The organism is Embleya sp. NPDC050154 (assembly GCF_044460165.1).
In the GTDB taxonomy this organism is placed as follows: Bacteria; Actinomycetota; Actinomycetes; order Streptomycetales; family Streptomycetaceae; genus Embleya.
Genome location: NZ_JBITJP010000049.1, coordinates 24,182 through 35,609 on the forward strand (window position 1 = coordinate 24,182; position 11,428 = coordinate 35,609).

Below are 11,428 nucleotides of genomic sequence, written 5' to 3' on the forward strand. Positions count from 1 at the left end.
TGGATTACCCCGCGCCACCGGCGCGGGTCGTCGACGCGGGCGAGGATGAAGTCTCGGCCCTGGGCCGGGGTGACGGGGCGGATGTCGACGCGGGCAGCGTCCCTGGCCCAAGTGTCCAGTGCGTCGTAGCGGCCGCTGCGGCAGGTCACCACCACGGCGGCCCGGTCCCGACCGTGCTGGTAGGCGTTGAGAACTTCCAACGCTCGCCGGGCTCGACGCCTCGGGCGGACCGGCGGCCAGGTGCCGGTAGGGATTTCGGCCGCGTCCATCTCGTCCAACCCGTCCAGGATCGGCAGGATCATGTTCGCCTCGACCAACACCCGTGCCGCCGCCCGGGAGAGCTGGTGGGTGCCTTCCAGATGCTCGAGCATCCACACGCGCACGGCGTCCCCCACGTCTGCCTCCCGGACGCCGTCGTCGATCAGGGCGACCCAAGAGCCCAGGGACATGCGCACCGGGACCGGGTCCTTGAGGTCGCGGTTCTCTAGGAGCTTGAGGAGGAGTTCCAGGGCTAGGACGGTCTTGCCGGACCCGGGGGCGCCGGTGATCACCAGACGACCGGGGCGCAGCCTTCGGTAGTAGTCGACGATCGTTCCCAGGCGTCCGTCGGGGTCGGCGCCGGCGGCGTCGTGGGTCGGAACTTGGGTGGGACGGAAGACGAATCGCACATCGATTGGCTTGCCGGCCCCACCGAGCAGCCGCGAACGCTCACGGGTCTCGGCGAGAGCCACGCGACCGGCCAAGAGGGTGGCCAGAGCCGCCACGTCGGGAGCCTGGAGACTCAGCGCGGCCCGCGACATCCGCCCCGACCACACGGCGACGCCCAGCCCCGGCAGAGCGATCGAAGCACTCAACCAGTCGATGTCACCGCGCTTGACGCTGTGCGATCCCCATACGACTAGCCAGATCACCCCCACCACGCACAAGATCGCCAAAGCCCACCCAGCCGCGCGTCCCCCACGGTGCCCCATGACCGGTCATCATGACGACCCACACCCGCACCCTGACGGGCTTTGAAGGATTTACCCCGGTTCTCACTTCGAATCTCACATCCGCCCGGGCGCGGCTTTCCTTCGTTCGGGATCCCCGCGCGCTCGGCCGAACCGACGAACACGCCGCCCCGGCTTCACGCCGGACCTCACATCCGCCTCATGTCCACCGCATCCCCAAGGCGTCGAGTGCGGTGATGCGTTCGGCGGGGAGTTTGGCTCGTCGGCTTTTGGTGGTGGTGATCCACACCCCCAAACGCACGTCCTCCCTCCATCCGTCGAACGCCACGACCGACTCGACGTGCCCGCGCGGGACTTCGAGGTGTCCGACGCGTTCCCGGTAGACGGTCGCCGCGCCGAGCGCGATTTCGAAGGCCTGTTCCCGGGTGCGTTTGGGCTTCGGCCCGCTGGGTTCGGCGACCGCCTGCGCCTGGCCGGCGCCCGTCGCGGCCGCTTGCTGCGCCGCGCCGTCGTTCCAGGCCTGGTCGAGGAGGGACCACACCATTCCCAGCTTGTTCAGTTTCTCGACCTGTTTGGTGTTCAACCTTCCGGCGGCGTATTCCCGTCGCTGTTCGGAAATCCAGCCGCCGAGGTGGTCGATGTCGACGGCGTCGAGGGGGACGCGCAGGTCGGGGTGTGCCCGGCGGCGCGCAGGCCGCGGAGCCAGTTGCGTGATTGCGGGTCGACGACGTGCATTTCGACGAAGCGGGCGATCTGGACGGGGTCGCGGCGGCTGGAGAACCGCAGGATCGGCCGCCATTCCTCCCGCTCTTCCCCGTCCGCGCCGAGGCCTTCGCCCTCGTCTTCGTCCTCGTCCGGTTCCTCTGCGCGTTCTCCCTGCGCCGTGCCGTTGTTTTGGCGGACGGCGAGGGTGTCGACGATGTCGGCGTCGTGGGCGCGCAGCGCCTTTATCTGGAGGTGCGTTTCGGGGAGGGCACGTTTGGTGGGGTCGGGTTTCCCTGGGGCGTTGCTTTCGTGGTCGGTGCAAGGTCGGGGGGTTGCGGTGGGACGGGTTCGGGACTCGTGGCGGAGCGGTGTCGGGGCGGCAGTGGTGTCGGGCCCGGTTGGCGGTGACCTCAGGGTGCGGGGGTTCGTTGGTCCTTGGTGCGTGGGGGGCCCGGGTTGCGGATGGTCGGGAGGTCGTCGCGGTCGTTGCCGGTGGTGAGCGCGTCGGCGGGGAGTCGTCTGTAGTCGCGCAGGAGTTCGGCGAGGAGGTTCGGGTCGGTGTCGGCTGCGGCGACGAGGGCGGCGAGCAGTTGGGAGCGTGAGGCGGGTGTGCCGCCGGCGGTGGACGCGCGTACGAGGACGTCGAGTCGGCGGTCGACCTCTTCGGGCCAGGTGATCAGGGCGTTTCGGCGCGGCTGACGGCACAGCAATTCCATTGCTCCCCCTCGTGACAATCAACCTATAGCGAATATATATTCCGGGCATGGTGCCACTCCTGCAAGACCGCCGGGCTCGGGTTTCCTCGGTGTCCGGGGCGAGCGTGTTGCGCGTGGGCGGCCGGGAACTGCGTCCGACGGCGGTTTTCGACTCGTACTGGCGGTTCGCCGCGGCGCGTCAGGCGGTCTACACGGCGCGGCTCGAGGGGCGCGGACAACCGTGGACCGACGATCCGATCCTGTCCCGGTACCGCTTCACGAATTGCTTTCGTGCGGCGGATCGGGTGAGTCAGGTTCTGATCGCGGACGTGATCTATCGCGGTTCACAGCAATGGGAGGAGGTCTTCTTCCGCACCCTGCTCTTCAAGGTCTTCAACAAGGCTTCGACGTGGGGGTTGTTGGAGGACGCCTTGGGTGCGATCCGGTGGGACTCCTACGACTACCGGTCCTACGACGCGGTGCTGTCGTCGGCGTTCGCGCGTGGGGAGCGGCTGTACTCGGCCGCCTACATCGTGCCGCCTCCGCAGTTGGGGGAGGAGCGCAAGCACCGGAACCATCTGCGGTTGTTGGAGATGATGATGGTCGCGGGCGCCCCGGGGCGGGTGCTCGCCGCGCCGACGATGCGCGACGCGTACGAGGTTCTTCTTGCGTTTCCGGCCATCGGCCCGTTTCTGGCCTACCAGTATCTGATCGACCTGAACTACGCGGCGCAGATGCCGTTCTCGGAGATGGATTTCGTGGTGCCCGGGCCGGGGGCGAAGGACGGGATCCGCAAGTGTTTCGGACGATCGGCGGACGGGATCGAGGCCGACGTGATCCGATACATGGCGGACAGCCAGGAGGAGCATTTCTCCCGGCTCGGTTTGTCGTTCGGCGGCCTGAAGGGTCGGCGGCTGCAACTCATCGACTGCCAGAACCTGTTCTGCGAGGTCGACAAGTACGCGCGGGTGGCTCACCCGGAGATCGCGGGAATCAGCGGGCGCAGTCGTATCAAGCAGGCATACCGCAAGGATGCTGCGCCGATCACGGCTTGGTTCCCGCCGAAGTGGGGCCTGAACCCGGTCCACTGAGCCGGCTGTTCGTGCCCCACCGGAACATCGTTGCGGATCAGGCGGCGAGCATGGGTGGGGTGGCGGTGAGCAGCGGGCGGATGCTCGTGATCGGGCCGTCGAGCTGCGCGTAGCCCGCGAAGACGGTCAGGGTGCCCTGTTTGAGGCCCGCGTGTCGGGCGATGTGCGCGCTCAGGCGCCCCAGCCCGAGGTAGTTGCCGTAGGCGCGTTCCAGCATGAAATGGCTGCGGTAATAGGCGGCGGTGTGCAGGGTGCCGTGGCGGTCGAGTTGGAAGGAGCACATGCTCAGGCAGGGGAAACCTCGTATGAGGTTGTCCCGTTCGGTGGTGTGCACCAGGGCGTCGGCCGTGGCGGACGCCTCGCCGGTGTCGATGTCCGAGGGATGGGTGACGTCCACTTCGTAGGCGGCGGTCATCGGCGCGCGGGTGGCTGTCTGTCGGGTCAGACGGTCGATGATCTTGGCGATCTGGTCGATGTGCCCGTCGGTTCCGGGATAGGCGATCAGGCGTCCGAAGTAGGTGTCGCGGTGGTTGCCCGGGAAGCGTCGCGCGGCGGGGTAGAGGGCGCGGTAGCGGTCGGCGAGTTGCTCGTGGGAGGCGCATCGGGCACCGAGCGACTGCGGGAAGATCGTGTTCGCGACCGTCTCGACGGGTTTGTAGGTACCGGCGGGAGCCGCGTGCGCGCGGACGCGCTCCAGGTCCTCGCGGAAGGTGGGGTCGTCGGCGGTGGCGTCGGCGATGCGGACGACGGTGTGGTAGCCCGTGCGTGCCCCGTTCCCTTTGCGGTCGAGGGCGTTGCAGGCGGCGATCCAGGCCCGGGTGACGTCGGGGCCTTCCACGGTGAAGGTGTGCATCGAAGCTCCTTGACGTGTTCGTGGAATACGAGGGGTCAGGGCCAGATCTCGTCGATGCCGCTACGGGGCGACTCCCGTACGAGGGTCACCTCCAGCGGCTCGTCGGTTCCGGGCACCGACAGTGCCAATCGGCACTCGGTGTCCATGCCGTGGGTCACCTCCACGATGGTCGGGTGTTCCAAGGAGGACGTGCCGATCCGGTCGCCGGGCTCGGGCCAGAGAGACAGGGCCTCGGGGAGACGGTCGATGAGGGCGCCCGGTGGGTGCAGCACCAGCAGGTCCGCCGCGTCGACGTGCAGGCGTCGGCCGTGCATCCTCGTGGTGACTGCGTGGACGTGTGCGTCGGGGGACACGGCCGCGCCCCGGGTCAACGAGCGTTTCAGTGTGGCCGGGGTGATCTTGAGCCACTGCTCGGCCCGACCGCGGTCGACTTGGGACAGGCGTGCCAGGTGCCGCACGGTGCCGGTGTAGGAGGTACCCAGGGCGCGGGCCAGGAGATAGGCGTGTTCCGGGGCGGTGGGGCGTCCGCCGGCGATTCGCTCGAGGGCGGCGAGTACGGCGGGCCGCGGCATCAGGAACCAGGCCGCGAACGCTTCGGCGACCTTCTCCTCGTCCGGCCAACTGCCGTTGCCCCAACGGAGCGAGGGGTCGAGTTCGTTGTCGTAGGCGCTGCGGTGTGCCAGCCGGTGGTGCCCCAGTTCGTGGGCGGCGGTGTGCCGTTGCGTGATCACGTCCAATCGGGCGTTCAACAGCACGGCGGGTCCGCCGTCGTCCGGCGAGCGGTAGACGCCGAACAGCCTCGGCATCGACTTCGCCATCCCGATCAGACCCGCCGCGCCCAACGCGCCGTGGACTCGGACGTAGGTGCTGCGGTCCACGTCCAGGTCGCGGTGTGCCTGGATCGCTGCGATCCCCGCGATCCGGTGGGCGACGTCCCAGTTCACCGAGGTGGCTCCTCCGCTTCGGAGGACGCGGCTGCTTCGTCCGCTTCGGCCGCACGGCGGAAGCGAAGGTACTCGGCGAAGTCCAGTACGGCCTTCCGGTCGCCGTCCGTCAGCTGGGCCAGCGCGCGTGGAAGTCCGGCCAGCACGTGTTCGCCGAGGTCGGGGTTCGGGTCCTCGGCGAGGAAGTAGGAGACGGGCTGGCGGTACAGGCGGGCGAGCTTCTTCAGCTCCAGACTGTCGACGCGGCGTGCGCCGCGCTCGATGTCGCTGATGGCGGTGCGTGGCAGGCCGGTGTTGTCGGAGACGTACTGCTGTGACATTCCCAGGTAGTCGCGGGTGCGCTTGAGGCGTTCACCGAGCCGTTCCAATTCGGGGTCGCGGGAACGGGGGACGGAGGGCGGGGTCATGGGGACTGCCTTTCGATGATCACGTTCAGGACCGCCTGGGCGAAAGCGGTGACGGAACGGGTGGCTCGGGCGGCCTCCGCGTCGGCGGGGACGGCGATGCCGTAGTGCTCCTCGACGCGCGTGAGGATCTCGACGACGAGAATGGAGTCGACGGGCAACTCCTTTCCGCCCGACTCCAGTTCGGACCGCACCTCCTCCACGGGACGGCCTTCGAGTTCGGCGAGGAAAACGATGATCACGGTGACGATGTCGTCGATGCTCGGCGGAACCGGGCTCAGGACCTTCCCCAATCGTCGGAATTCCGGACGGTGCTGTCGTAGTATACGACAGATGTTGGATGAGCCGACAGAGTGTCCCAAGAACCGACGCGAGGAGTGGCGTGGACTTCCAGAGCTACCAACAGGCAGCGGTCAAAACACTTCGACCCCCTGCGCCCGGAGCCGACCCCGTCCTCGTGCCACTCCTTGGCCTGGCGGGCGAAGCCGGGTCCTTGGCCACCGTCTACAAGAAGCAACTGCGTGACGGCCCCGCCTACGAGCAGGCCAAGCAGCAACTGCGAGAAGAACTGGGCGACGTCCTGTGGTACGTCGCAGCCCTCGCCCACAACTTCGACCTGACGCTGGAAGACATCGCAGCCGCCAACCTGGAGAAGACCAAGGACCGCTGGCGCCCCACCCCGACCGACGAACGCACCCGCTTCGACGAGGACTTCCCCGAAAACGAGCAGATCCCGCGCAAGACCACCCTCACTTTCACCCCCACCACCACAGAGGGAGGCCGCACCCACATCGTCCTGACCCGCGCCGACGGCACACCCGCCGGTCACCCCCTCACGAACGCCTCGCGCGTCGACGACGACTATCGCTTCCACGACGCCTTCCACCTGGCCCACGCCGCCGTCCTGGGCTGGTCGCCCGTCACGCGTTTCCTGCTCGGCCGCAAACGCAAGAGTCGGCCCGACACCGACGAAACCGAAGACGGCGGCCGTGCCATCGCCATCGAGGAAGGCATCTCCGCCCTCGTCTTCTCCTACGCCGCGCGCCACCGATACTTCGATGACGTGCACCACATCGACCAGGAACTGCTCACCACGATCAGCCACATGACCGCCCACCTGGAAGTCGGCGTCTGTCGTGCCGCCGACTGGGAACGCGCCATCCTGACCGGATACACCGCCTGGAAGCAGCTTCGCGCCCAAGGCGGGGGCACCGTCGAACTCGACCTCGACCGTCAAAGTGTCACGGTTCTCCCCAACGACACCCCCTGATCCATCCTCGAGATCTGCTCCACGGGTACCCGGGGTAGCGCGGATGACCGCGCCGACTCGAGGCGAACAACCCCGGCGTTCGTTCACCGTGGTTCGGGGCCGGTATTCGACACGCTTGCGAACCCGGGGTCCCGCGCCGAACGTCGACGTGTCGTGGGCGCGTAGGGCCTTTGTCTTCGCCACCAAGGACGTGCGGCACGTCGACGACACCGTGGCCAGGGGCGATTTCCGCATCCGGGCCAGGGTCACCTCCCATCTGCGCGTCATCCGCGTCCGCCGGCCGGACGCCGTCGCCGGCCGTGAACTCCTCGGACGGGCCTGCGCGCCCGGGCCCCGTTCCTGACCCGCGGCGACCACGACCACACCCACTCGCTCCGCCGCCTCACCGTGCGTGCCACCGGGCGTGAAGGACGCGGGGGAGGACCTCGGTCGGGTCGCCGATCGCTTCGGTCGGCGGTCGCGGCCGTGTGAACGTTTGGGCGGCGAGGTCGTCCGGCCGGGGCGGCCCGGGACGCGGGGATGGTGGCGGTACGCGGTCGGCCGGCGCGGGGTTGCATTCGGACGAGGCATGCCGGGTGGTCGGGGGCGGCGAGGACGCGGGGGCGGCCGGCGGCCATGCGCTCGGTCGGCATGACGTCTGCCCGGGGCGACAGGTCCCACGCTCCTTCGGTCCGTACGTCGGGGGGACCTCGGCGGTGGGGTCACGCGTTCGTCGCGTTCGTGGGGGTGGAACACGCGAGGACTGTCGTGCGGGTCGTGTCGGCGTCGAAGGTGATCGTGGTTCGGACGCAGATCACGTTGTGCTTCGCCGGACGGCGTGGGGAACACCCGGCGCGGGATCGCACCGCAACGCCGCACACGGCGTCGGGTGCCTGATGCGACCCGGTCCGCAACGGCTGGTTCGGCCGGGTCGGGGTCAGGCGTACAACTCGTCGAGGCCGATCAGGCGGACGTCGTCGCGGGCGTCGGCTTCGTGGCGGAGGTGGTCGGTGAAGCCTGTGGCGCTGAAGCACGCGAGGACGCATCCGGCGGTTTCCAGTCCGCGGCCGGCGAGGACGTCGCGGGCACGGGTGAGGCGTGCGAGGTGGGGCAGCCCGATCGTGGTTCCCCATTTGACTTCGCCGAGCAGCGCGATCCTGGACGGGTGGGCGCCGGTGCCGGCCTCGACGACTGCCGCGTCGATCTCGACGGAGGTGCGGGAGGAGGGGTCGGTGACCACTCCGGCGCCGACGTGCCCCAGGGGCGCGCCGGCGAGGTCGGCGCCGGGACCGAGGAGGTGATCGCGGCACAGGGCCTCGAAGTGGGGGCCGGCCACTTGGGCCGCGAAGCGTTCTCGGGAAGCGGCCCAGACCCGATCGGCCTGGCCGAGTTCCAGGCGCCCCCAGGCGGGGCGCATGATCGCCTCGTAGAAGGTGATGAGGGGTTCGACGATGCGGTACCTGGACTTGCCCTGCCGGAAGACGTCCATGTCACGGGTGAGGAGGTGGGCGTCCTCGAGCACGTTGAGCGGGTGGGAGATGTCCACCGCCTTGCGCCCGATGAACCCGGCGATCCCGCCGCGGGTGTGATTGCCCTCCGCGACCGCGGCCAGGACGGAGTGGTAGAGCGAGGTGTCGCGGATGTCGGTCTCCTCGGCCAGCAGGTACCGCGCTTCCCGAAACAACGGGCTGAGCGGGGACATCACCGCACGGCACACCCAGTCGTCGAAGTCCGCCGGCGTGCCGGGGACATCGTCGGCGAGGAACTGGCGCCGGTACGCCGGCGTTCCGCCCAGGACCGCCCCCAGCCTCACCGCCAGTTCCGGCTGGTCGGCGACTTCCCAGAACGCGGCGGCGGCACGGTAGTCGAACGGCCGCACCACCAGCTCCAGTTGCGCCCGCCCGCGCAGAGGCGCCGAACCCGCCAGCAGACCGCCCATCACCGACATCGCCGACCCGCACAACAGCAGCCGCATCCGGCTGGGCCGGGTCTGGAACCGGTCGATCTCGCGCTGCAGCAGCGACGGCAGCTCCGGCGCCACCTTCGCCAGGTACGGAAATTCGTCGAGAACGATCACCTGCGAACCCTCTCCCCGGGCCGGATCGGCAAGACCGAACAGGAAGGTGACCGCGTCGTCCCACGTGGCGAAGGAGAACGGCGCCGGCGCCCCGGTGTGCTCGGCGAGCGCGGCGCCGAACTGCCGCAGGGACTCACCCGCCGTCGCCGTCGTCGCGCCGAAGTAGAACCCACCGCACTGCTCCGTCAACGCCCGAAGCAGATACGTCTTCCCCATCCGCCGACGCCCGCTGACCACCCCCAACAACGCATGAGGCGAAGCTCGGGTCGCGAACGACACCAGCGCCCGCCATTCCATCGCGCGATCGAACACGTGCTCCGGCTTCTGCATGCTTCTCCTTAGGACCACACTTCTAAGGAGTGTACTCCTTGCAATGATGCGATGTCGGGGCCGCAGGTCGATGTGGGTAGTGCTGTGGGCCGGGGTGTCATGTCCGCAGTCGAGACCGAGACGAAAGAAGAGAGGCCCGGGCCCCACCGGCCGTGCCGCACGCACGCCCGCTCCCACCGCGCCGCGTACCGAACCACCCGTACCGGCATCCCGGTACGCCGCGCCGTACACAGGCGACACCCGAACGCCACCGGCCCCATCACGGCACCGCCCACCCGCCACATCCCCCGGGGTATCCCCGCCGTGCCCCACCCGGCGACCCCGTCCTCCTCCCGACCCCAGGACGACAACGCCCGCGCGAGCACCTCCTCCTCGGCCCCGCACAGCTGCGCCAATGTCCGCCGCCCCGCCGCGTCGAGGATTACCTCCGCGTCCGCCCGTCGCGCCCCGCTCCCGTGCCGGGGGCGGGTTGACCCATCGCCAACGACCCGCCAGGGCGTTGGCGCCGGCCCGTAGAACCCGGCGACCCGACCCACGAACGACCACGTCGTCTCACCCCTCAACGGAGCAACCCGAAACACCCCCACCGGTACCAAAGCCCCCACCTCACTGTGAACCTCACACCCCACCGCACACGAAGCCCCCGGCCCGACACGGCCTCACCGGCGCATACCGAGCTGCCGTCGGCAGCGGTTTCCGCTCGCCCGACAGCGAACCACGCCGGGTGCGTCGGTCGTCGATCGTTCGGCCCGGCCGTTCGACAACCCGGCCATCCGCATCCCGACCACGACGGCGCCGGCCGCGTCGAGCGCCGGGCCCGATTCCTCCGGCACGAGCCCGGGACGCCGCCGTGTCGTTCGCGGTCCTCGTTGCGCAGTCGTCCGGCCCCTGTCGACCCGGCCCCGACGGTGTCGTCCGCTGCGCCGTGTGTGGTCGCGATGGCACGCCATGTCGTCCTGGTCTCTGCTGGTTCGGGTCGTGTGGTGGTGTGGTGGTTTGTTGTCTGGTTTCTGCGGTGGGGTTTCTATGTGGTTTTCCTTACGACATGCGGTGGGAGGGTGTGGGTTCGTCGGCGTCGCGGCGTGCCGTCCTGCGGCGTTGTTCGGGCTCGGTCGCGGGCCGTGGCGGAATCGGAGCGTGAGGGCCGCAGGGGGCGTCGGGCGGCTTCCTGTCGGGCCGTCCTGGTGGTCCGAGGCGGGGCTCGCGACACGGTGGAGGGCCTGTTCGCTGCGCCTGGAGGTCGGTGCCGGTTCTGTTTGGGGGAGTGGGGCCGTAGGGGCTGTGCAGTTGCGGTTGGGTGTCGTGGTGGCCGTGTGAGGATGTCGTGGGTCGGTATGACGGGTGTGCCTGGTCGCGGCCGTGCAGGGCGCCGTTCGTGTCGTTTGGACGGTTTCCGGTGTCGTGGAGACGACGTCCTGCAGGGCAGCGTCCCGCAACCTCCCATGCGTGCCCGGGAGTTGGCCGTCCCCGGTCCGTCGTGTGAGTTGGGGCGCTGTGCCCAGTGGAGGTGGTTGCTCTGCGGTGTCCCGATTCCTGCCCGGATTTTCCTTACAACTTTCGGGCTTTTCGATCGGGGCCGCCTGGGGTTGTCGTGCCGTTGCAGGGCCTTCGTGGCGGAGATCGGGCATCGAGGGCCGGAGGGGCCGTCCAGGGGGCTTGTCGGGGGTTCCCGGTGGTTTCCAGGGCGGGCTCTGATGGCCGTGGAGGGCCGGTGCGATGTTCCGAGGAGTGGGTGCCGGCTCGGCCCGGCGGGCGCGATGGTGGGGCCGCGGAGCGGACCGTCCGATGTCCCGGTGGGGCCCGTGGATTTCGCCGGATCGTACCCGGGTCATGTTTTGATGCATTGTCTTGTCCGTAGTGTGGTGCCCACCTATATTGGAAGTGGCCGGCCGGTGGTGAAGTCGCCTGCTTCCAATGATGGTTGGCGATGACGGTTCCAAGTCCCGAGGTGTTGTGAGGTATTGGTTCACTCCAGGGTCGGCGTCCGGCCCACGGGCCCCTCGAGTGAATACAGTCCCGGATGCGAACCCCCTTTTCTGCCAGTGCAGTTCGTGAGCAATGCGATCGGGTGTCGAACATGCCAGGCTCGGCGACCAATCGCGTAGCGATTGGGTGTTGGTTGGAAGTGAC

The 11,428-nt window shown here is 69.0% G+C and carries 9 protein-coding genes; 2 read left to right on the top strand and 7 right to left on the bottom strand.

The annotated features are described in order from the left end of the window. Positions 1–1,149 precede the first annotated feature (1,149 nt). Positions 1,150–1,749, bottom strand: a complete 600-nt coding sequence (locus ACIBSV_RS49300; protein ID WP_395874327.1) for a helicase associated domain-containing protein — start codon at positions 1,747–1,749, stop codon at positions 1,150–1,152. 316 nt (positions 1,750–2,065) lie between these two features. Beyond that, complete coding sequence (locus ACIBSV_RS49305; protein ID WP_395874329.1) at positions 2,066–2,371, bottom strand: hypothetical protein; 306 nt, start codon at positions 2,369–2,371, stop codon at positions 2,066–2,068. 47 nt (positions 2,372–2,418) lie between these two features. Here ACIBSV_RS49305 and ACIBSV_RS49310 point away from each other — a divergent pair, with 47 nt between their 5' ends. Next, positions 2,419–3,441, top strand: a complete 1,023-nt coding sequence (locus ACIBSV_RS49310; RefSeq protein WP_395874331.1) for a nucleotide kinase domain-containing protein — start codon at positions 2,419–2,421, stop codon at positions 3,439–3,441. Between the two features lie 37 nt (positions 3,442–3,478). On the opposite strand, the gene ACIBSV_RS49315 is transcribed toward ACIBSV_RS49310, so the two are convergent. The 4 genes from ACIBSV_RS49315 to ACIBSV_RS49330 are packed head-to-tail and all read right to left on the bottom strand — an operon-like array spanning position 3,479 to position 5,935. Further along, on the bottom strand, positions 3,479–4,294 hold the full coding sequence (locus ACIBSV_RS49315; RefSeq protein WP_395874333.1) for a hypothetical protein: 816 nt from the start codon (positions 4,292–4,294) through the stop codon (positions 3,479–3,481). Positions 4,295–4,329: 35 nt separating this feature from the next. After that, on the bottom strand, positions 4,330–5,238 hold the full coding sequence (locus tag ACIBSV_RS49320) for an ImmA/IrrE family metallo-endopeptidase (RefSeq protein WP_395874335.1): 909 nt from the start codon (positions 5,236–5,238) through the stop codon (positions 4,330–4,332). Next, positions 5,235–5,645, bottom strand: a complete 411-nt coding sequence (locus ACIBSV_RS49325) for a helix-turn-helix domain-containing protein (protein ID WP_395874337.1) — start codon at positions 5,643–5,645, stop codon at positions 5,235–5,237. The genes ACIBSV_RS49320 and ACIBSV_RS49325 overlap by 4 nt, the downstream gene beginning before the upstream one ends. Continuing rightward, positions 5,642–5,935, bottom strand: coding sequence for an acyl carrier protein (locus ACIBSV_RS49330; protein ID WP_395874339.1), 294 nt, complete (start codon positions 5,933–5,935; stop codon positions 5,642–5,644). Before ACIBSV_RS49330 ends, ACIBSV_RS49325 begins: the two co-directional genes overlap by 4 nt. A 164-nt stretch (positions 5,936–6,099) precedes the next feature. On the opposite strand from ACIBSV_RS49330, the gene ACIBSV_RS49335 reads away from it, so the two are divergent. Further along, complete coding sequence (locus tag ACIBSV_RS49335; protein WP_395874341.1) at positions 6,100–6,912, top strand: nucleoside triphosphate pyrophosphohydrolase family protein; 813 nt, start codon at positions 6,100–6,102, stop codon at positions 6,910–6,912. A gap of 916 nt (positions 6,913–7,828) precedes the next feature. Here the strand turns inward: ACIBSV_RS49335 and ACIBSV_RS49340 are convergent. Next, positions 7,829–9,298: an ATP-binding protein gene (locus ACIBSV_RS49340; protein WP_395874343.1), complete on the bottom strand. Its 1,470-nt coding sequence runs from the start codon at positions 9,296–9,298 to the stop codon at positions 7,829–7,831. Positions 9,299–11,428 lie beyond the last annotated feature (2,130 nt).